Source organism: Priestia sp. YIM B13489 (assembly GCF_042787645.1).
In the GTDB taxonomy this organism is placed as follows: domain Bacteria; phylum Bacillota; class Bacilli; order Bacillales; family Bacillaceae_H; genus Priestia; species Priestia megaterium.
In genome coordinates this window covers 4,760,091-4,780,151 of record NZ_JBHZOQ010000053.1, presented here as the reverse complement: position 1 = coordinate 4,780,151, position 20,061 = coordinate 4,760,091, and the positions used below count along the sequence as shown (strand labels likewise).

At 39.3% G+C, this 20,061-nt stretch carries 23 protein-coding genes, 1 rRNA gene and 2 other annotated features; all 24 genes read left to right on the top strand.

Translation table 11 applies throughout. The annotated features are described in order from the left end of the window. The first annotated feature begins 7 nt into the window (after positions 1-7). The 24 genes from rrf (at position 8) to rplL (ending at position 20,061) form a co-directional block, all read left to right on the top strand. A 5S ribosomal RNA gene (gene rrf / locus ACFX4W_RS30395) occupies positions 8-123 on the top strand. A gap of 235 nt (positions 124-358) precedes the next feature. After that, complete coding sequence (locus tag ACFX4W_RS30390; RefSeq protein ID WP_013054895.1) at positions 359-820, top strand: CtsR family transcriptional regulator; 462 nt, start codon at positions 359-361, stop codon at positions 818-820. A gap of 41 nt (positions 821-861) precedes the next feature. Continuing rightward, entirely contained in the window at positions 862-1,404 is a 543-nt protein-coding gene (gene mcsA / locus ACFX4W_RS30385; RefSeq protein WP_025753183.1) for a protein-arginine kinase activator protein McsA, read from the top strand. A 3-nt stretch (positions 1,405-1,407) separates the two neighbouring features. After that, complete coding sequence (gene mcsB, locus ACFX4W_RS30380) at positions 1,408-2,481, top strand: protein-arginine kinase McsB (protein ID WP_043982723.1); 1,074 nt, start codon at positions 1,408-1,410, stop codon at positions 2,479-2,481. Positions 2,482-2,501: 20 nt separating this feature from the next. After that, on the top strand, positions 2,502-4,943 hold the full coding sequence (gene clpC / locus ACFX4W_RS30375; protein WP_043982721.1) for an ATP-dependent protease ATP-binding subunit ClpC: 2,442 nt from the start codon (positions 2,502-2,504) through the stop codon (positions 4,941-4,943). Between the two features lie 123 nt (positions 4,944-5,066). Beyond that, positions 5,067-6,443, top strand: coding sequence for a DNA repair protein RadA (radA, locus tag ACFX4W_RS30370; protein WP_013054899.1), 1,377 nt, complete (start codon positions 5,067-5,069; stop codon positions 6,441-6,443). Positions 6,444-6,446: 3 nt separating this feature from the next. Then, a complete protein-coding gene (gene disA, locus ACFX4W_RS30365) occupies positions 6,447-7,526 on the top strand; it encodes a DNA integrity scanning diadenylate cyclase DisA (RefSeq protein ID WP_013054900.1) in 1,080 nt (359 codons plus the stop codon). Positions 7,527-7,673: 147 nt separating this feature from the next. After that, the gene (locus tag ACFX4W_RS30360) at positions 7,674-8,771 is read left to right on the top strand and encodes a PIN/TRAM domain-containing protein (RefSeq protein ID WP_013054901.1); all 1,098 of its coding nucleotides are present in this window, start codon (positions 7,674-7,676) and stop codon (positions 8,769-8,771) included. A 25-nt stretch (positions 8,772-8,796) separates the two neighbouring features. Beyond that, the gene (gene ispD / locus ACFX4W_RS30355; protein ID WP_043982719.1) at positions 8,797-9,498 is read left to right on the top strand and encodes a 2-C-methyl-D-erythritol 4-phosphate cytidylyltransferase; all 702 of its coding nucleotides are present in this window, start codon (positions 8,797-8,799) and stop codon (positions 9,496-9,498) included. Next, positions 9,495-9,974, top strand: a complete 480-nt coding sequence (gene ispF / locus ACFX4W_RS30350) for a 2-C-methyl-D-erythritol 2,4-cyclodiphosphate synthase (protein ID WP_013054903.1) — start codon at positions 9,495-9,497, stop codon at positions 9,972-9,974. The genes ispD and ispF overlap by 4 nt, the downstream gene beginning before the upstream one ends. A 105-nt stretch (positions 9,975-10,079) precedes the next feature. Further along, positions 10,080-11,537 (top strand): glutamate--tRNA ligase, encoded by a 1,458-nt coding sequence (gene gltX, locus ACFX4W_RS30345; RefSeq protein ID WP_028412658.1) that lies wholly within the window; start codon positions 10,080-10,082, stop codon positions 11,535-11,537. A 39-nt stretch (positions 11,538-11,576) separates the two neighbouring features. Next, positions 11,577-11,801 (top strand) — a binding site (T-box leader). A 72-nt stretch (positions 11,802-11,873) separates the two neighbouring features. Next, positions 11,874-12,530 (top strand): serine O-acetyltransferase, encoded by a 657-nt coding sequence (gene cysE / locus ACFX4W_RS30340; RefSeq protein ID WP_025753192.1) that lies wholly within the window; start codon positions 11,874-11,876, stop codon positions 12,528-12,530. Beyond that, positions 12,520-13,917: a cysteine--tRNA ligase gene (cysS, locus tag ACFX4W_RS30335; RefSeq protein WP_043982717.1), complete on the top strand. Its 1,398-nt coding sequence runs from the start codon at positions 12,520-12,522 to the stop codon at positions 13,915-13,917. The genes cysE and cysS overlap by 11 nt, the downstream gene beginning before the upstream one ends. 7 nt (positions 13,918-13,924) lie before the next feature. After that, entirely contained in the window at positions 13,925-14,350 is a 426-nt protein-coding gene (locus ACFX4W_RS30330) for a Mini-ribonuclease 3 (protein ID WP_013054907.1), read from the top strand. Continuing rightward, the gene (rlmB, locus tag ACFX4W_RS30325) at positions 14,340-15,083 is read left to right on the top strand and encodes a 23S rRNA (guanosine(2251)-2'-O)-methyltransferase RlmB (protein ID WP_043982715.1); all 744 of its coding nucleotides are present in this window, start codon (positions 14,340-14,342) and stop codon (positions 15,081-15,083) included. Before ACFX4W_RS30330 ends, rlmB begins: the two co-directional genes overlap by 11 nt. A 2-nt stretch (positions 15,084-15,085) precedes the next feature. Further along, the gene (locus ACFX4W_RS30320; RefSeq protein ID WP_013081364.1) at positions 15,086-15,595 is read left to right on the top strand and encodes an NYN domain-containing protein; all 510 of its coding nucleotides are present in this window, start codon (positions 15,086-15,088) and stop codon (positions 15,593-15,595) included. A 68-nt stretch (positions 15,596-15,663) separates the two neighbouring features. After that, positions 15,664-16,314 (top strand): RNA polymerase sporulation sigma factor SigH, encoded by a 651-nt coding sequence (gene sigH / locus ACFX4W_RS30315; protein ID WP_013054910.1) that lies wholly within the window; start codon positions 15,664-15,666, stop codon positions 16,312-16,314. Positions 16,315-16,395: 81 nt separating this feature from the next. Further along, on the top strand, positions 16,396-16,545 hold the full coding sequence (gene rpmG, locus ACFX4W_RS30310) for a 50S ribosomal protein L33 (protein ID WP_013081365.1): 150 nt from the start codon (positions 16,396-16,398) through the stop codon (positions 16,543-16,545). Positions 16,546-16,598: 53 nt separating this feature from the next. Then, positions 16,599-16,778, top strand: a complete 180-nt coding sequence (gene secE / locus ACFX4W_RS30305) for a preprotein translocase subunit SecE (RefSeq protein WP_013054912.1) — start codon at positions 16,599-16,601, stop codon at positions 16,776-16,778. 195 nt (positions 16,779-16,973) lie between these two features. Beyond that, positions 16,974-17,507 carry a transcription termination/antitermination protein NusG gene (gene nusG / locus ACFX4W_RS30300; RefSeq protein WP_013054913.1) on the top strand — a complete coding sequence of 178 codons (534 nt, stop codon included), beginning with the start codon at positions 16,974-16,976 and terminating at the stop codon, positions 17,505-17,507. Positions 17,508-17,672: 165 nt separating this feature from the next. Beyond that, the gene (gene rplK, locus ACFX4W_RS30295; protein ID WP_013054914.1) at positions 17,673-18,098 is read left to right on the top strand and encodes a 50S ribosomal protein L11; all 426 of its coding nucleotides are present in this window, start codon (positions 17,673-17,675) and stop codon (positions 18,096-18,098) included. A 110-nt stretch (positions 18,099-18,208) separates the two neighbouring features. Beyond that, on the top strand, positions 18,209-18,904 hold the full coding sequence (rplA, locus tag ACFX4W_RS30290) for a 50S ribosomal protein L1 (protein WP_013054915.1): 696 nt from the start codon (positions 18,209-18,211) through the stop codon (positions 18,902-18,904). Positions 18,905-18,969: 65 nt separating this feature from the next. Beyond that, positions 18,970-19,113, top strand: a sequence feature (ribosomal protein L10 leader region). Between the two features lie 40 nt (positions 19,114-19,153). Further along, complete coding sequence (gene rplJ, locus ACFX4W_RS30285; protein WP_013054916.1) at positions 19,154-19,654, top strand: 50S ribosomal protein L10; 501 nt, start codon at positions 19,154-19,156, stop codon at positions 19,652-19,654. Positions 19,655-19,698: 44 nt separating this feature from the next. Continuing rightward, positions 19,699-20,061, top strand: coding sequence for a 50S ribosomal protein L7/L12 (rplL, locus tag ACFX4W_RS30280; RefSeq protein WP_013054917.1), 363 nt, complete (start codon positions 19,699-19,701; stop codon positions 20,059-20,061).

Genomic DNA, 20,061 nt, shown 5'->3' with positions numbered 1-20,061 from the left:
TAATATGTCTGGTGGCGATAGCGAAGAGGTCACACCCGTTCCCATACCGAACACGGAAGTTAAGCTCTTTAGCGCCAATGGTAGTTGGGACTTTGTCCCTGTGAGAGTAGGACGTTGCCAGGCACCTGAAAAAGGACTAGCTATTTTAGCTAGTCCTTTTTTGTTTACAATTTATTTGTTTTATGAAAAAGTATAGTAAGAACAATAAAATTCACGATTTGCAGGTTTTGAAATAAATTTTAGTGGCAACGATAAAAGTAAAGAATAAACTTTAATAGTACATAGTTGAAAATTTTTTCGTTTCCTTTTATATTTAAATTAAGGTCAAATATAGTCAAAGTCAGAAGGAGGGGGCAGCGTGCCAAATATCTCTGACATTATCGAACAGTATTTAAAACAAGTACTTGAATTAAGTGAAAGAGAAATTGTTGAAATAAGGCGCAGTGAGATTGCTGATAAATTTCAATGCGTTCCGTCGCAAATTAATTACGTTATCAATACCCGTTTTACAGTTGAGAGAGGTTATCTTGTAGAAAGTAAGCGAGGCGGCGGCGGCTTTATTCGTATTGCAAAAGTAAAAATGCATGATGCAGCGGATTTGTTTCAGCAAGTAATTGAGATGATTCAAAATGAAATTTCACAAGTAAGTGCTGAAAACGTCATTATTAGGTTAGTTGAAGAAAAAGTCATCACAGAACGAGAAGCAAAAATTATGTTGAGTGTTATCAATCGTTCAGTTATTAATATTGAACTTCCTTATCGTGATGAGCTAAGGGCTAATCTTTTAAAAGCAATGCTTAATTCATTACGCTACCGATAAGCTCATGATCTATTTTATTTAGAACAGGGAGTGATGACAGGATGATTTGTCAGCAATGTGAAACGAGACCTGCAACTCTTCACTTCACAAAAATCATTAATGGTGAAAAGACGGAGATGCATGTATGTGAACAATGCGCTTCAGAAAATGGAGATGCATTTTCTTTTTCAAATCAGCAAGGTTTTTCAATCAATAACTTACTAGCTGGCCTACTTAACCTAGATCCAGCAGTAACTGAAAATTATAAGCAACAAAGTCAGGAGGTTCTTTCTTGCCCTACTTGTGGCATGACATATCAAAAATTTGCTAAAATCGGCAGGTTTGGATGTGCAGATTGCTACAAAACATTTGAGCGACCTCTTATTCCTTTCCTGAAGAGGCTGCATGGAGGTAATTATCTGCATCATGGAAAAATACCAGCAAGAATTGCAAGTAATCTTCATTTAAAAAAGGAATTACAGGCATTAAGATTGAACTTAAAAGAGTATATCGAAAAAGAGGAGTTTGAGAAAGCAGCTGAACTCCGAGATCACATTCGGTTACTAGAAAAGAAGATGAACGAATCGAGAGAGGAGGAAGCGTAATTCATGTCCCAGGATTTGTTCTTTTCCCAGCCTGTTAGCTCTTGGATGCGTCAAGAAGCTTCGAATTCAGATATTGTTCTAAGCAGTCGAATCAGGCTGGCTCGAAATTTAACTCATTATCTTTTTCCAACTCTCTTTTCTAAAGAACACGCAGTTGAAGTGGTTCGAGTATTCGAGCAAGTTTTTCAAAAAAGTGAAAACACCAATCAGTGGAATTTGCATTTACTAAAGATGAACGAATTACAGCCTCTTCAAAAGCAAGTGTTGGTTGAAAAGCATCTTATCAGTCCTAACTTGGCTGAAGGAGATAACAACGGAGCTTGTTTTTTATCAGAAAAAGAAGATTTGAGTATTATGGTTAATGAAGAAGATCATTTACGCATACAATGTTTATTTCCAGGCCTTCAATTATCTGAAGCTTTAAGCACAGCGAATAAAGTAGATAATTGGATTGAGAAATACGTAGATTATGCGTTTGATGAAAATAGAGGGTATTTAACCAGCTGTCCCACAAATGTGGGTACTGGGCTACGTGCATCTGTGATGATGCATCTGCCGGCTTTAGTGATGACCCGTCAAATTCATCGTATTATTCCCGCTATTAACCAGCTTGGCCTAGTGGTGAGAGGAATTTATGGAGAAGGTAGCGAAGCTTTAGGGAATATCTTTCAAATTTCTAATCAGATAACCTTAGGGAAATCTGAAGAAGATATTGTGGCAGATTTAAATAGTGTCGTACAGCAGTTGATTACACAAGAGCACTCTGCAAGAGACGCGCTGTTTAAAACATCTCATGTAGAGTTAGAAGATCGAGTGTATCGTTCATATGGAGTATTGGCCAATAGCCGTATTATTGAGTCAAAAGAAGCTTCACAATGTTTATCAGATGTTCGATTAGGAATCGATTTAGGGTATATAAAAGGACTGAGTCAAAATATATTGAATGAACTTATCATTATGACGCAGCCAGGCTTTTTACAACAGTATTCGGGAGGTCCCCTAAAGCCTCAAGAACGTGACATTAAAAGAGCCACCTTAATTCGAGAACGTCTCACTATAAATAAAAACACAAATTAAACGTGGAGGGTGACGATTATATGATGTTTGGTAGATTTACAGAGCGCGCACAAAAAGTATTAGCTTTAGCACAGGAAGAAGCACTACGCCTAGGTCACAACAACATTGGAACGGAGCATATTTTATTAGGTATCGTTCGTGAAGGTGAAGGAATTGCAGCAAAAGCTCTTTCTGCTCTAGGCCTAAGCACTGAAAAAATTCAAAAAGAAGTGGAAGCATTAATTGGCAGAGGCCAAGAATTAACGCAGACCATTCATTATACACCTCGAGCGAAAAAAGTCATTGAACTTTCAATGGATGAAGCCCGAAAGCTTGGTCATTCTTATGTAGGAACAGAACATATCTTACTAGGCTTAATTCGTGAAGGTGAAGGCGTTGCAGCACGCGTTTTAAATAATTTAGGTGTCAGCCTAAATAAAGCTCGTCAGCAAGTGCTTCATTTATTAGGTAGCAATGAAGCTGCTTCAAGTCATCAAGGCGGAGGCTCTTCAAACGCTAATACACCTACGCTAGACAGCTTAGCACGCGATTTAACAGTTGTAGCGCGCGAAGGAAGCTTAGACCCTGTTATCGGACGTGGGAAAGAAATTCAGCGTGTTATTGAAGTGTTAAGCCGACGTACAAAAAACAATCCTGTATTAATTGGGGAGCCAGGTGTCGGTAAAACGGCAATCGCTGAAGGTTTGGCTCAGCAAATCGTCAACAATGAGGTTCCAGAAATTTTACGCGATAAACGCGTTATGACTTTGGATATGGGAACGGTCGTTGCTGGTACAAAATACCGCGGAGAATTTGAAGATCGCCTGAAGAAAGTAATGGATGAAATTCGTCAAGCAGGTAATATCATTCTCTTTATCGATGAGTTACACACATTAATTGGCGCTGGTGGTGCAGAAGGTGCTATCGATGCTTCTAATATTTTAAAACCGTCTCTTGCTCGTGGAGAACTTCAGTGTATCGGTGCTACGACTTTAGATGAATACAGAAAGTACATTGAAAAAGATGCAGCGTTAGAGCGTCGCTTCCAGCCAATTCAAGTGGATGAACCAACGTTGGAAGAGTCTATTCAAATCTTAAAAGGGCTTCGTGACCGTTATGAAGCCCATCACCGAGTATCTATTTCTGATGAGGCAATCGAGCAAGCGGTGAAACTATCAGATCGCTACATTTCCGATCGTTTCTTACCGGATAAAGCAATCGATTTAATTGATGAAGCTGGTTCAAAAGTGCGTTTACGTTCATTTACAACGCCGCCAAATTTAAAGGAATTAGAGCAAAAATTAGAATCAGTACGCAATGAAAAAGATGCGTCTGTTCAAAGTCAAGAATTTGAAAAAGCAGCATCTTTACGCGATACAGAGCAACGCCTACGCGAAGAATTAGAAGACACAAAGAAAATTTGGAAAGAGCAGCAAGGTAAAGAAAACTCAGCTGTAACCGTAGAAGATATTGCGATGGTGGTATCTAGCTGGACGGGTGTACCGGTCTCTAAACTGGCACAGGAAGAGACAGAAAGACTGCTGAACATGGAAGAGATTCTTCACTCTCGTGTAATTGGGCAAGAAGAAGCGGTAAAAGCAGTTGCAAAAGCTGTGCGCCGTGCTAGAGCAGGCTTGAAAGATCCAAAACGTCCAATTGGTTCATTCATTTTCTTAGGACCAACAGGGGTTGGTAAAACAGAGCTTGCACGTGCATTAGCGGAGTCAATCTTCGGCGATGAAGATGCAATGATTCGTATCGATATGTCTGAGTACATGGAGAAACATTCTACTTCACGCTTAGTAGGTTCACCTCCGGGATATGTTGGATACGAAGAAGGCGGCCAGTTAACGGAAAAAGTAAGAAGAAAACCTTACTCAGTTGTTCTTTTAGACGAAATTGAAAAAGCGCATCCGGATGTATTTAACATTTTATTACAAGTGTTAGAAGATGGACGCTTAACAGATTCAAAAGGCCGTACAGTTGATTTCCGTAATACGATTTTAATTATGACATCAAACGTAGGTGCTGATACATTAAAACGAAGCAAGCACTTAGGGTTCACAGTAGAAGCGGAAGGGCAAGACTACAAAGATATGAAAGGAAAAGTAATGGCGGAAATGAAGCGCGCGTTCCGTCCTGAGTTCCTAAACCGTATCGATGAAATTATCGTCTTCCATTCATTAGAGAAACCTCACTTAGCTGAAATCGTTAAATTAATGGCGGATCAGTTAACAAGACGCTTAAAAGAGCAAGAAATTGATCTTGAATTAACAAAAGAGGCAATTGATAAGATTGCAGAGGAAGGTTTTGATCCAGAATACGGTGCTCGTCCACTTCGTAGAGCAATTCAAAAACATATTGAAGACCGTTTATCTGAAGAGCTGCTAAAAGGGGTTGTTCAAAAAGGTCAGAAAGTGACGCTAGATGTAGACAAAGGAGAATTTGTTGTTAAATCCTCCGCTCCAAGCAGCATCAGCTAAATTTACTCAAACCAAGACGAGGCATACGAAAAAACACGTATGCCTCCCTTTTTATTTTAGCTTAGGAAATAGTGTACAATAGAGATAGAAATCGATTGAATGAACGGAGAGATTGATAACATAATGGCGAAACGAAAAACAAAATTTGCATGTCAGCATTGCGGATATGAATCAGCAAAATGGATGGGGAAATGTCCCGGGTGCGGAAGCTGGAATTCTATGGTAGAAGAAATGGAGGAAACGAAATCATCACGCCGAGGAGCTTTTTCCGGAGCTACTGCTTCTAAAGTCCAAAAACCTCAGTCAATTACAGCGATTGAATCTACAACAGAACCACGAATTTTCACACCTTCTGCAGAGTTAAATCGTGTATTAGGAGGAGGTATTGTCAGAGGGTCACTCGTTTTAATAGGGGGAGATCCGGGTATCGGAAAGTCTACTTTACTTTTGCAAACCTCCGCGCAGTTAGCAATGAAACAAAATAAAGTACTATATATTTCGGGAGAGGAATCAACCAAACAAACGAAGTTAAGAGCGGACAGGCTAGGTGTAAAAGCTGAAGAGCTTTATGTTCACGCAGAAACAAACTTAGAATTAATACTAGAGGCCATCTCAAGCATGCAGCCTGATTTTGTGGTGATTGATTCAATTCAAACCATTTACCATGCTGATGTCACATCAGCGCCAGGAAGCGTCTCACAGGTGCGAGAGTGTACGGCTGAACTAATGCGTGTTGCTAAAACGAATGGAATTGCCATCTTTATTGTGGGTCATGTAACGAAAGAAGGGGCCATTGCAGGACCAAGACTTCTTGAACATATGGTGGATACGGTTCTTTATTTTGAAGGAGAGCGCCATCATACGTATCGTATATTAAGAGCAGTTAAGAACCGATTTGGATCCACAAATGAAATGGGCATTTTTGAAATGAAAGAAAGTGGGCTAGAAGAAGTATTGAATCCATCTGAAATCTTTCTAGAAGAACGGTCTCAGGGAGCAGCAGGATCGGTTGTTGTCGCTTCAATGGAAGGGACAAGACCCGTATTAGTAGAGCTGCAGGCGCTAATCAGTCCAACGAGCTTTGGAAACCCTAGAAGAATGGCGACGGGAGTAGATCATAATCGCGTTTCGCTTATCATGGCTGTCTTAGAAAAGCGTGTAGGAATGCTGCTGCAGAATCAAGATGCTTATTTAAAAGTAGCAGGTGGAGTGAAATTAGATGAACCAGCAATTGATTTAGCTGTAGCCGTTAGTATTGCTTCAAGCTTCAGAGATGCTGCTTCTAGCGCTACGGATGTTATTGTAGGAGAGGTAGGATTAACAGGTGAAGTACGCCGAGTATCTAGAATTGAACAGCGCGTTCAAGAAGCGGTAAAATTAGGGTTCCAACGAATTATTATCCCAGAGAAAAATTTAGGAGGATGGAAAGTCCCAGATGGTATTGATGTGATTGGGGTATCAACAGTAGCGGAGGCTCTGCAATATACATTAGGAGGATAAGCAGTGGAAGGAGAAAAAACAACAGTTAGTCAAAAACAAATATCAGAAATTCTGCAGTTTGTAGCACCAGGAACCCCTATTCGTGACGGTATCGATAACGTCTTGCGGGCAAAGACGGGCGGCTTAATTGTTATGGGCTACAATGAACAAGTCAAAAAGATGGTAGATGGAGGATTTTCGATTAATTGTGCATTTACACCTGCGCATTTATACGAGTTAGCCAAAATGGATGGAGCGCTTATTTTAAATGACAGCGGAAGCAAGATATTATTTGCTAATGCTCAGCTCATGCCAGACCCCTCTACTCCTTCTTCACAGACAGGAATGCGACACCGTACAGCAGAGCGTGTAGCTAAGCAGTCAGGTGTATTGGTAATAGCCATTTCACAAAGAAGAAATGTGATTACGCTTTACAAAGGGTCTCTGCAGTATGTATTGAAAGACATTAGCGTTATTTTAGCAAAAGCGAATCAAGCGCTTGGAACACTTGAAAAGTACAAGGCGGTATTAGACGAATCGATTACAAGTCTCAGTGCATTAGAGTTTGAAGAGCAAGTAACTCATACAGATGTGCTGCAGTCGCTTCATCGTACAGAAATGGTTCTGCGTATTAAAAATGAAATTTTGAGCTATATTAGCGAGTTAGGAACAGAAGGAAGACTAATCCGTCTCCAAATGAATGAACTACTTTCCCACTTAGAGGAAGAAGCAACTTTATTAATCAAAGATTATATGTATGACCTCAGCTTTGACCCTTACCGAGTAATTGAACGCATGCAGCAGCCGTCAAATAATGTTCTTCTCGATGACCAAACGCTTCTTCGCTTAATGGGATATCCCATGTATACAAGCTTTGAAGACAGCGTTATTCCTAGAGGGTATCGAATGCTTCATAAAATTCCAAGACTTCCATCGATTATTATTGAAAATCTCATTGATGAATTAGGGGATTTAAAAACGATAGCAGATGCGTCGGTAGAAGAATTGGATGAGGTAGAAGGCATCGGTGAAATTCGAGCACGCAAAATCAGAGAAGGCCTAAAAAGACTAAAAGAGCAGCATCTTACAAACCGCCAGCTATAGGATATTAATTGACATTAAATGTTTGATTCATTAAGATATTGTGAAAATACAAAAAAAGTGACAGTTTGTTTACAAATTCTGTTTTTTGGTTAAATAACAGGTTTCAATCATTGTAAACTGTTTATAATGATAAAGGGAGGTGAAGGCGTGTTAAAACGTTTTGTACAGTTATTTTTTATTATTACAGGTGGTACATTGGGCGTCTTTTTTATACCTGAACTTATTCAATTATTAAATCTGCAAGATGTAGCATTTCTAGAAAAGCCTTACGTCGATGCAATACTAGGAGCTATTTTGTTTTTCCTTGTCACGTTTTGGATTGTTGATTATATAGTTGAATTAATTCGCCGAGTGGAAGAGGCGTTACTGAAGGCGCCTGTAACGGATGTGCTTTTTGGGAGCTTAGGATTGATTTTAGGGCTTATTGTAGCCTACTTGGTCGGAGCTTTTTTAGGCAGAATTCAACTTCAAGTAGTAAGTACCATTTTACCAATCTTTCTAAGTATTCTTTTAGGTTACTTAGGGTTTCAAGTCGGGTTTAAAAAACGTGATGAACTTGTAAGCGTGTTTTCGATGCCGGCTCGAATTGGGAAGAAAAAAGGACAAGAAGAAGAAACAGATAACGAAGAATCATTAAAGTCTCTTAAGATTTTAGATACGAGCGTTATTATTGACGGCCGTATCGCAGATATTTGTCAAACAGGATTTTTAGACGGAACGATTGTTATTCCGCGCTTTGTGCTTGAGGAACTTCAGCATATTGCTGATTCGTCGGATGTTCTAAAACGAAACAGAGGTAGACGAGGTCTAGATATTCTAAACCGTATTCAAAAAGAACTGGCAATGAAGGTAGAAATTTATGAAGGCGATTTCGAAGACATTCAAGAAGTAGACAGCAAGCTGGTTAAATTGGCAAAGCTAACTTCCGGTTTGGTCGTGACAAACGATTTTAATTTAAATAAAGTATGTGAACTTCAAAATGTTGGCGTTTTAAATATCAATGACTTAGCAAATGCCGTCAAGCCAATTGTACTTCCAGGAGAAGAAATGAACGTATTGGTTATAAAAGACGGTAAAGAGCACAATCAAGGTATTGCCTATCTTGATGACGGTACAATGATCGTGGTAGAAGAAGGTAGAAATTATATTGGAAAGCAAATTGATGTACTGGTGACGAGCGTACTCCAAACCTCAGCAGGCCGTATGATTTTTGCGAAACCCAAGTTATTAGAAAAAGCACTGTGACGTAACAGGTAAAGGGAGTATACCTATGAAGTATGAAATTATCGTGTTAGCTGCAGGTCAGGGGAAGCGAATGAAAGCGGGGCGGAACAAACAATTTTTAACTATTCAAAACGTTCCGCTTATCATTCATACGCTGCAAAAATTCGAACAAGATCCTTGGTGCAGTGGAATTGTACTAGTTGTAAACGAAAAAGAAATGGAGATTTTTGAAGAGTTATTAATCGAATATCCAATTCAAAAGGTTCAATCATTGACAGTTGGAGGCGATGAACGTCAACATAGCGTTTATAACGGCCTCAAAAGTTTAAAGCAGGCTCAGATGGTATTAATTCATGATGGTGCTCGTCCATTTGTTCAACAAAACACAATCCATGAGTTAGTAGAAAAAGCTGCTAGTGATAAGGCTGCTGTGCTGGCTGTTCCAGTAAAAGACACAATTAAGCGTGTGGAACAGGGTACTGTCGTTGAAACAGTTGAGCGCTCTAGCTTGTGGGCTATTCAAACGCCGCAGGCTTTTCTTTTTGATGTAGTAATGGATGCACACGAAAAAGCAAAAACAAATGAATACTTAGGCACCGATGATGCAAGCTTAGTAGAAAAAGCGGGGCAAAAAGTATCGATTGTAGAGGGAAATTACGATAATATAAAACTAACAACACCAGAAGATTTGTTATATGCAGAAGCTATATTAACAAAGCTAAACAAGACTGAAGGAGTGGAAAAATGAACATTCGAGTAGGACAAGGTTTCGACGTACATGAATTTGCAGAAGGAAGACCTTTAATCATCGGCGGTTTAGAAATTCCGTATGAAAAAGGATTATTAGGCCACTCAGATGCAGATGTGCTGTTGCATACAATCGCAGATGCCTTATTAGGAGCGGCGGCTAAGGGAGATATCGGAAAGCATTTTCCGGATACAGACCCTGAATTTAAAGATGCTGATTCAGCAAAGCTTCTTCAACACGTATGGAAACTGCTAAAAGATGAAGGCTATGAATTAAGCAATGTAGATTGCACAATTATCGCGCAAAAACCTAAAATGGCTCCTTACATTGAACCAATGAGAGAGCGTATTGCGCAGCTGTTAGAAGCAAGCATTTCTCAAATTAACGTCAAGGCAACAACAACAGAAAAGTTAGGCTTTACGGGACGTGAAGAAGGAATTGCCGCCCAAGCAGCCGTTTTAGTTTATCAAAAATAAAAACAGTTGACTTTGACAGATACCTATTTGGTGATAAAATTAGAACATGTCTAAAACATATAAATACATACTATAAGTAATATTAAATTGGAGGTCATCTTAGTTATGTCAAGCGAAGTAAGAGTTCGTTATGCCCCGAGTCCAACTGGACATCTTCATATAGGGAATGCAAGAACAGCACTATTTAATTATTTATTTGCACGAAATCAAAACGGTAAATTTATTATCCGTATTGAAGATACAGATCAAAAGCGTAATATCGAAGGCGGAGAAGAAAGTCAGCTGCGCTATTTAAAATGGTTAGGTATTGAATGGGATGAGAGTATCGACGTAGGCGGCGAGTACGGTCCTTATCGCCAGTCTGAACGTACGGAAATCTATCAAAAATATACGGAAGAACTTCTTGAAAAAGGATTAGCTTATCACTGTTACTGTACGTCAGAAGAGCTTGAAAAAGAGCGTGAAGAACAGCAGGCGAACAGTCAAATGCCGCGCTATTCAGGTAAGTGCCGTAACTTAACAGCTGAACAGCGTGCTGAACTAGAAGCAGAAGGCCGTGAGCCAAGCATTCGCTTCCGTGTTCCTAGCAACACAGAAATTAAATGGAATGATATAGTCAAAGATGAAGTATCATTTGAATCTGAAGGCATTGGTGATTTCGTTATTGTGAAAAAAGACGGTACACCAACATATAACTACGCTGTAGCCATTGATGATTATCTAATGAAGATGACACATGTTCTACGCGGAGATGACCATATTTCTAATACACCGAAGCAAATTCTTGTGTATGAAGCTTTAGGCTGGACGCCTCCTGTATTTGGTCATATGACATTAATCGTAAATGAAAATCGCCGTAAGCTAAGTAAACGTGATGAGTCAATCATTCAGTTTATTGAGCAATATAAAGAATTAGGCTACTTGCCGGAAGCACTGTTTAATTTTATTACAATGCTTGGCTGGTCACCTGTGGGAGAAGAAGAAATCTTCTCTAAAGAACAGTTCATTGAAATTTTTGACCCAGCTCGTTTATCAAAATCTCCAGCACTATTTGATACAAGCAAATTACGTTGGATGAACAACCAATACATGAAACAATTGGATTTAGACGAGGTAGTAGCTTTATCAGTTCCTCACTTAGTGAAAGCTGGAAAAGTTGAAGAAACGCGCGATGCAGAAACAGAACAATGGGTACGTGACTTAGTCGCTCTATACCAAGAACAAATGAGCTTTGGCGCTGAGATTGTTGAACTTACTGAAATGTTCTTTAAGAAAGAAATTGATTACAGTGAAGAAGCAAAAGCAGTGCTTGCTGAAGAGCAAGTACCGGAAGTGTTAAAAGCATTTGCTGAAGAAATTTCTTCCTTAGAAGAATTCAGTGCTGATGAAATTAAGGCAGCAACAAAAGCTGTACAAAAAGCAACAGGTCAAAAAGGTAAAAAACTATTTATGCCAATTCGTGTAGCAACAACAGGCGAAACACACGGTCCTGAGCTTCCAAAAGCTATTTCTCTTTTAGGGAAAGAAACAGTTTTAGCTCGTCTAGAAAGCATTTATAGTTAACAAATTTCTATTTTGCCCATATGATAGAATAATCAAATATGGATATCGTTGAGAAGGAAGAGTAGGCAAGTTCATTGCATATCAGAGAGGGTTATCACCGGCTGAAAGTAACCTATGACAAAACTTGTTGAAGTGCGCCTTTGAGTCTTTTGTTGAATGCTGCTAAAGTAAGTAGGCAAAAGCGGGTACTTTCACGTTATGAGAGAAGAGTTGGGATCGTTTGTTGATCCAAACAGAGTGGAACCGCGTATATACGTCTCTGTGTCATTTGACATAGGGGCGTTTTTTTATACAATCAATGAGTAGATAGAGGAATAGCGGAATTGGGGTGAGATGATGCTAAAGTTGTTAAAGGAAGACATTGAAGCCATATTTGAACAAGATCCTGCAGCAAGAAGTTATATTGAAGTGATATTAACCTATTCGGGGTTGCATGCTATTTGGGCACATAGATTCGCTCACGGGCTTTTTAAAAGAAAGTGGTTTTTTCTGGCACGTGTAATCTCACAAATTAGCCGATTCTTCACAGGGATTGAAATCCATCCGGGTGCGAAAATTGGCCGCCGCTTTTTTATTGACCATGGAATGGGAATTGTGATTGGGGAAACGTGCGAAATTGGAGATAATGTAACAGTATATCAAGGAGTAACACTCGGAGGAACAGGGAAAGAAAAAGGAAAGCGTCACCCGACGATCGAGGACAATGTCTTAATTGCAACAGGTGCTAAAGTACTAGGGTCGATTACGATTCATGCGCACTCCAAAATTGGAGCGGGCTCAGTTGTGTTAAATGACGTCCCAGAAAACTCAACGGTTGTTGGTATCCCTGGCCGAGTCGTCATTCAAAATGGCGTCCGGATTCCAAAAGATTTGAATCATCAAGATTTGCCAGATCCAGATGCAGAGCGTTTTAAACAGCTAGAGAAAGAAATTTTACACCTGCAAAATCAATTAAAGGAATTAAAAGAAGGGAAGATTCACCATGGCAATTAAGCTATATAACACGTTAACACGTCAAAAAGAGACATTTGTACCTCTAGAAGAAAACAAAGTCAAAATGTACGTGTGCGGACCGACCGTGTATAACTATATTCATATTGGAAATGCGCGTCCTGCAATCGTATTTGATACGGTGCGCCGCTATTTAGAATTTAGAGGCTACGATGTAGAGTATGTCTCAAACTTCACAGATGTGGATGATAAATTAATTAAGGCAGCAAAAGAGTTAGGAGAAGATGTTCCAACGATCGCAAACCGCTTTATCGATGCTTACTTTGAAGATACGTCAGCTCTTGGATGCAAGCATGCCGATGTGCATCCACGCGTAACTGAAAATATGGATATCATTATTGAGTTCATTGATGAACTGGTGAGAAAAGGATATGCATATGAGTCAGAGGGTGATGTATACTATCGTACACGTAAGTTTGAAGGATACGGAAAATTATCACATCAATCTATTGATGAATTGCAATCCGGTGCTCGTATCGAAGTTGGAGAAAAGAAAGAAGATCCATTAGACTTTACTCTTTGGAAAGCAACCAAAGATGGAGAAATCGCATGGGATAGCCCTTGGGGTCAAGGAAGACCAGGCTGGCATATCGAGTGCTCTGCGATGGCACGCAAGTATTTAGGTGATACAATTGATATCCACGCAGGCGGTCAGGATTTAGCTTTCCCTCATCACGAAAATGAAATTGCCCAATCAGAAGCGCTCACTGGGAAATCGTTTGCGAAATACTGGCTTCATAACGGATATATCAATATTGATAATGAAAAGATGTCTAAATCACTAGGGAACTTCGTGTTAGTTCATGACATTATTAAAAAGCATGATCCGTCCCTACTTCGATTCTTTATTTTATCCGTTCACTATCGTCACCCAATTAACTATAACGAAGAAATTTTAGAGAATACGCGCAAAGGGTTTGAGCGTCTGCAAACAGCTTACGGCAACTTAACTCACCGTCTAGAGGCAGCAACAAATCTTCAAGAAGATGCTTCAGAATGGTTCGAAAAGCTAAAAGAGCTTCGCGAAACGTTTGTTGAAGAGATGGATGATGATTTTAATACTGCAAATGCCATTTCTGTTCTGTTCGAGCTAGCAAAGCAAGCTAACTTGTATTTATTAGAACAAACAACGTCTACAGATGTAATTGAAGCCTTTATTAAAGAGTTTAAAGAACTAGGTGCTGCAATAGGCATTACGTTTGGAGAAGCTGAACTTCTAGACGAAGAAATTGATCAATTGATCCAAGATCGTATTCAGGCTCGTAAAGATCGTAATTTCCAATTAGCAGATCAAATTCGAGATGAATTAAAGGCTAAAAATATTATTTTAGAAGATACGGCGCAAGGAACAAGATGGAAAAGAGGATAATAGTGTTATGAGCAGCAGTAAATTAGATGTAAAACAGCTAAATAGCTTAGCTCTTGCTTATATGGGTGATGCGGTGTTTGATTTACATGTTCGCCGCCACCTGCTGGTGTTAGGGACAGTGCGCCCTAACCAGCTTCATAATAAAGCTAAAAAATACGTATCAGCAAAAGCACAAGCGCAAATCGTATATTATTTTAAAAATGAAAACTTTTTTACTGAAGAAGAAGAAGGTGTACTGCGCCGAGGACGCAATGCAAAGTCCGGTACAGTCCCTAAAAACACAGATGTGCAAACGTATCGCTACAGTACGGCATTTGAAGCGGTCGTAGGCTATTTGTATCTTTTAGGTGAAGAAGAAAGAATGATGGAACTTATTACTAAAGCTATCTCTTTCGTCGATGAAGGAGAGGGAGGAATGAATCATGGAACATGAATTTATCATTGGACGTAATCCGGTCCTAGAAGCCCTAAAGTCTGGGCGCGACATTAACAAACTATGGATTGCCGAAGGATCGCAAGGCGGTTCTATGGGGCAAATCACGCAGTTAGCAAAACGTAATGGTGTATTGGTGCAGTTTGTACCTAAAAAGAAAATTGAGCAAATGGTAGAAGGTATTCATCAAGGAGTAGCTGCACAAGTTGCTGCTTATCAATATGCAGAGTTAGATGATTTATTTAACTTAGCGGAAAAACGTAATGAAAGTCCGTTTTTTCTTCTGCTAGATGAGCTTGAAGATCCCCATAATTTAGGTTCTATTATGCGAACAGCCGATGCCGTTGGCGCACACGGTATTATTATTCCAAAGCGCCGTTCAGTTGGATTAACGGCCACTGTAGCTAAGGCCTCTACAGGAGCGATTGAACATGTTCCCGTAGCAAGGGTAACAAACCTATCAAGGACGATTGATGAATTAAAAGATCGAGGCGTATGGATTGTTGGAACAGATGCGAAAGAAAGCGATGATTATCGCAACTTAGATGGAGGTATGCCGCTTACGTTAGTTATTGGAAGCGAAGGAAAAGGCATGAGTCGTTTGATTCGTGAAAAATGCGACTTCCTTGTACAGCTTCCAATGGTTGGGCATGTTACATCGTTAAATGCATCTGTAGCAGCTAGTCTTCTCATGTATGAGGTTTACCGAAAACGCCATCCTCTAGGTGAATAAGAATGGATATTCTACTGGTGGATGGTTATAACATGATAGGTGCGTGGCCCGACCTAAGAAAGCTTAGAGATAATGATTTAGCCGGTGCTCGAGATCTGTTAATCGAAAAGATGGCAGAGTATCAAGCATATATGGGGTATCGTGTCATTATTGTCTTCGATGCTCATATGGTCGAAGGAATTGAAAAGAAGGCAAAAAACCATAAGGTTGACGTTGTATTTACAAGAGAAAATGAAACAGCGGATGAGTACATTGAAAAGCTGGCTCAAGAGCTAAACAATGTAAAGACACAGATTCATGTTGCTACATCTGATTTCACGGAGCAGTGGGCAATCTTTGGACAAGGTGCGCTCAGAATTTCTGCTCGAGAATTGTACAACGAAATTGAGCAGATTGAGAAACATATTAATCTTGATGTGAAGTCTATTCAAAATCAAAAGCCAGCGGCACGCATTCAACTTTCCAATCAAGTAGCCGAAATTTTCGAAAAATGGCGTCGGGGACAGCGGTGAGGTTATTGACGGTACGGAATTAGCTACTGTATAATATTTCTATCTACTGTGCGGTCGGGGGGATCGATATGGGCGATAATTATGGGAGAAAACTGCATGCTCATTTCGAACAACAAGAGGATGAAACAGTTGTCGATCTTGTGCATAAAGGCGATATTGACGCATTAGAGTATTTGATTCATAAATACAAAAACTTTGTGCGAGCAAAGGCGCGGTCATATTTTTTAATTGGGGCAGACCGTGAAGATATTGTACAAGAAGGTATGATAGGGTTATATAAGGCAATTAGAGATTTTAGAGAAGATAAGCTAACTTCGTTTAAAGCTTTTGCTGAACTTTGCATTACCAGGCAAATTATTACCGCTATTAAAACCGCAACAAGGCAAAAACATATTCCATTAAACTCTTATGTATCATTGGACAAGCCAATATATGATGAAGAGTCCGACCGAACCTTAATGGATGTTATTTCGGGGACAAAAGTAGCAAATCCAGAAGAGTTGCTCATTAATCGAGAGAAGTTTGATGATATTGAATTAAAGATGGCTGAACTTTTAAGTGATCTTGAGCGAAAAGTTCTCGTTCTTTATTTAGATGGTCAATCTTATCAAGAGATTTCAGAAGAGTTAAACCGCCACGTCAAATCCATCGATAATGCACTTCAGCGTGTGAAGAGGAAATTAGAGCGCTACCTCGAGATTCGTGAAATCACAATGTAGCCTTCTATCCTCATATTGACATGCTAAGAAAGTCTGTGATACTTTTTTATAGACATTATCACTCTATAGGTGGTTGACATTATGCGTAAAAAAGTTGTACTTGCGTGTGTGCAATGCGCTAGTCGTAACTATACGACTATGAAAAACACACAGCAAAACGAAGAGCGTTTAGAAATGAAGAAGTTTTGCAAAACGTGTAACGCACATACGATTCATCGTGAAACAAAGTAGATCAATAATCTGCACAGACTAATACCCCTTTTAATTTATTGGAGGTTACAAACATGAACCGTGTAGGAAATTTCTTGCGTGATGTTGGGCGTGAGATGAAGAAGGTAAGTTGGCCTAAAAAAAATGAGCTAACTCGTTATACAATTACTGTTATTTCTACAGTTGTATTTATGACACTCTTTTTTGTAGTAGTTGATTACGGAATTTCGTCACTTATTCGTTTAATCCCTTGAATAAATTGACTTGAATCATGGTATAATAAAGCTAAATTATGTTTTTTTCAGAAAAGCCCGGAGACGGGTTTTTTAATTTGCTTTAAGAATGATTGTGCTAGGAGTCAACTATTTTCCTAGTGCGTTGTCTGTGCAATAGATTAGGACATCTTATTTTATAGTGAGCTGGGAGGGAAGGACGTATAGTCCTCAGAAATGGAGAAAAATTGGTATGTAGTCCATACTTATTCTGGATATGAAAATAAAGTAAAAACAAATTTAGAAAAGCGCGTAGAAACAATGGGTATGCAAGATAAAATTTTTCGCGTTGTTGTTCCTGAAGAAGAAGAAAGAGAAATTAAGAACAACAAAGAAAAGATTACAAAGAAAAAAGTATTTCCAGGGTACGTGTTAGTTGAAATCATCATGACGGATGATTCATGGTATGTAGTTCGTAATACACCTGGCGTTACGGGCTTTGTAGGTTCAGCAGGTTCTGGCTCAAAGCCAACTGCTCTTCTACCAGAAGAAGTAGAAATGATCTTAAAACAAATGGGCATGGACGAGAAGCATGCTGACTTTGACTTTGAACTAAAAGAAACAGTATTGGTTCAAGAAGGTCCGTTTGCAAACTTCGAAGGTACCATTGAAGAAATCGATACAGATAAACGTAAAGTTAAGGTTCATGTGGATATGTTCGGAAGACAAACGCCAGTAGAGCTAGACTTTACACAAATTGAAAAAATATAATCTGTAAGACCTTGCAATTCATGAAGTTTAATGTTAATATTTCATAAGTCAGTATGTCTCAAAACTAGAGACTAAAACAACTATTTCTTTATTTTATATATAAAGAACATTGAGTGGGAGGGCATCGCCCTATTACCACATCACGGACTTAAGGAGGTGTGTCTCGTGGCTAAAAAAGTAATTAAACTTGTTAAGTTACAAATTCCTGCAGGTAAAGCAAATCCAGCGCCACCAGTTGGTCCTGCATTAGGTCAAGCCGGTGTTAACATCATGGGTTTCTGTAAGGAGTTTAACGCTCGCACAGCTGATCAAGCTGGTCTTATCATTCCTGTTGAAATCACGGTATTTGAAGACCGTTCATTTACATTTATTACGAAAACTCCACCTGCTGCTGTACTACTTAAGAAAGCGGCTGGTATTGAGTCTGGTTCTGGTGAACCAAACCGTAATAAAGTTGCAACAGTCAAGCGTGACAAAGTGCGTGAGATTGCTGAAACTAAAATGCCTGACTTAAACGCTGCTAGCGTTGAATCTGCAATGCGCATGGTAGAAGGTACAGCGCGCAGTATGGGAATCGTAGTTGAAGACTAATTCCATTTGATTGGGTGTTAGAAGGTTGCGAGAAATGGAAGTTTTCCTATGCTCGCAACCTTTATTAGTGGGAGGTTATTCCGTTAAAACCACATAAGGAGGAAACAAAAATGGCTAAAAAAGGTAAAAAGTACGTTGAAGCTGCTAAGCTTGTAGATCGTACACAAACTTATTCAGTACAAGAAGCGATTGAATTAGTAAAGAAAACAAACACAACTAAATTTGATGCAACTGTAGAAGTAGCATTCCGTTTAGGAGTTGACCCTAAGAAAGCTGACCAACAAATTCGTGGTGCAGTAGTACTACCAAACGGTACAGGTAAAACTCAACGTGTATTAGTATTCGCTAAAGGCGAAAAAGCTAAAGAAGCTGAAGCTGCAGGCGCTGACTACGTTGGCGATGCTGACTACATCAACAAAATCCAACAAGGTTGGTTCGAGTTCGATGTAATCGTAGCTACTCCAGATATGATGGGTGAAGTTGGTAAACTTGGTCGTGTATTAGGACCTAAAGGTTTAATGCCAAACCCTAAAACTGGTACAGTAACATTTGATGTTCAAAAAGCAGTTAACGAAATCAAAGCTGGTAAAGTAGAATACCGCGTTGATAAAGCTGGTAACATCCACGTACCAATCGGTAAAGTATCTTTCGAAGAGAGCAAGTTAGTTGAAAACTTCACTACAATCTTCGAAACTATGGTAAAAGCTAAGCCGGCAGCAGCAAAAGGCACATACATGAAGAACGTAGCTGTTACTTCAACAATGGGCCCTGGTATCAAAGTTGATACTGCTTCATTCTCTGCTTAATAAATTTGGAAATAAATCGGTGTTGACTTTTTGAAAGTCCCTGATTATAATAGATAATGTTGTTAAAAAGAATAACATTTGTACCGTAGACAGTAGGTGCTGCAAAGCTTAATTTCCTACCGAGGTGTGTGAGATAAATTAGTGAAACGTTATGGTTCGCTTACTACACCTCCATGTCTTTATTGTCATGGAGGTTTTTTATTGCACCTTGTCTGAGTGTACGGAAGGAAATCTACAGGAGGTGTAAAGATGAGCAACGTAATTGAACAAAAGAAACAAGTCGTAGACGAAATTGCTGAAAAACTTCAAGCGAGTAACTCAATAGTTGTCGTTGACTACCGTGGTTTGAATGTTGCTGAAGTTACTGAACTTCGTAAGCAATTACGTGAAGCAGGCATTGAGTTCAAAGTTTACAAAAACACTTTAACTCGCCGTGCTGTAGAAAAACTTGAACTAACAGATCTTAATGATGCGTTAGTAGGTCCAAATGCAATCGCATTTGGTGGAGAAGATGTTGTTGCTCCAGCTAAAATTTTAAACAACTTCGCGAAAGAACACGAAGCGTTAGAAATCAAAGCTGGTGTAATTGAAGGTAATGTTGCATCTGTTGAAGAAATTAAAGCACTTGCAGAACTACCATCTCGCGAAGGCTTACTTTCTATGTTGCTTAGCGTGCTTCAAGCTCCAATTCGCAACCTTGCTCTTGCTACAAAAGCTGTGGCAGATCAAAAAGAAGAACAAGGTGCATAATCTAGTCTGTTATATATAACACAATCACAAGGAGGAAATTAACAATGACTCAAGAACAAATCATTGAAGCAGTTAAAAATATGACTGTTTTAGAACTTAACGATTTAGTAAAAGCAATCGAAGAAGAATTTGGCGTAACTGCTGCTGCTCCTGTAGCTGTAGCTGGCGGTGCTGCTGGTGAAGCTGCTGCTGAGAAAACTGAATTTGACCTAGTACTTGAAAGTGCTGGCGGACAAAAAATCAAAGTTATCAAAGTAGTACGTGAAATCACTGGTCTTGGCTTAAAAGAAGCTAAAGAAATCGTTGATAACGCTCCAAAAGCTCTTAAAGAAGGTATTTCTAAAGAAGAAGCTGAAGAAGCAAAAGCTAAACTTGAAGAAGTTGGCGCTTCTGTAGAAGTTAAGTAA

Excerpts from the sequence above, each read along its gene's own strand:
- cysE (WP_025753192.1), top strand. The coding sequence starts at position 11,874 with ATGCTAAAGTTGTTAAAGGAAGACATTGAAGCCATATTTGAACAAGAT.
- ispD (WP_043982719.1), top strand. The coding sequence starts at position 8,797 with ATGAAGTATGAAATTATCGTGTTAGCTGCAGGTCAGGGGAAGCGAATG.
- sigH (WP_013054910.1), top strand. The coding sequence starts at position 15,664 with ATGGGCGATAATTATGGGAGAAAACTGCATGCTCATTTCGAACAACAA.
- rlmB (WP_043982715.1), top strand. The coding sequence starts at position 14,340 with ATGGAACATGAATTTATCATTGGACGTAATCCGGTCCTAGAAGCCCTA.
- mcsB (WP_043982723.1), top strand. The coding sequence starts at position 1,408 with ATGTCCCAGGATTTGTTCTTTTCCCAGCCTGTTAGCTCTTGGATGCGT.
- ACFX4W_RS30320 (WP_013081364.1), top strand. The coding sequence starts at position 15,086 with ATGGATATTCTACTGGTGGATGGTTATAACATGATAGGTGCGTGGCCC.
- clpC (WP_043982721.1), top strand. The coding sequence starts at position 2,502 with ATGATGTTTGGTAGATTTACAGAGCGCGCACAAAAAGTATTAGCTTTA.
- cysS (WP_043982717.1), top strand. The coding sequence starts at position 12,520 with ATGGCAATTAAGCTATATAACACGTTAACACGTCAAAAAGAGACATTT.
- secE (WP_013054912.1), top strand. The coding sequence starts at position 16,599 with ATGAACCGTGTAGGAAATTTCTTGCGTGATGTTGGGCGTGAGATGAAG.
- nusG (WP_013054913.1), top strand. The coding sequence starts at position 16,974 with ATGGAGAAAAATTGGTATGTAGTCCATACTTATTCTGGATATGAAAAT.
- gltX (WP_028412658.1), top strand. The coding sequence starts at position 10,080 with ATGTCAAGCGAAGTAAGAGTTCGTTATGCCCCGAGTCCAACTGGACAT.
- rpmG (WP_013081365.1), top strand. The coding sequence starts at position 16,396 with ATGCGTAAAAAAGTTGTACTTGCGTGTGTGCAATGCGCTAGTCGTAAC.
- ACFX4W_RS30330 (WP_013054907.1), top strand. The coding sequence starts at position 13,925 with ATGAGCAGCAGTAAATTAGATGTAAAACAGCTAAATAGCTTAGCTCTT.
- radA (WP_013054899.1), top strand. The coding sequence starts at position 5,067 with ATGGCGAAACGAAAAACAAAATTTGCATGTCAGCATTGCGGATATGAA.
- rplL (WP_013054917.1), top strand. The coding sequence starts at position 19,699 with ATGACTCAAGAACAAATCATTGAAGCAGTTAAAAATATGACTGTTTTA.
- rplA (WP_013054915.1), top strand. The coding sequence starts at position 18,209 with ATGGCTAAAAAAGGTAAAAAGTACGTTGAAGCTGCTAAGCTTGTAGAT.
- mcsA (WP_025753183.1), top strand. The coding sequence starts at position 862 with ATGATTTGTCAGCAATGTGAAACGAGACCTGCAACTCTTCACTTCACA.
- ispF (WP_013054903.1), top strand. The coding sequence starts at position 9,495 with ATGAACATTCGAGTAGGACAAGGTTTCGACGTACATGAATTTGCAGAA.
- rplJ (WP_013054916.1), top strand. The coding sequence starts at position 19,154 with ATGAGCAACGTAATTGAACAAAAGAAACAAGTCGTAGACGAAATTGCT.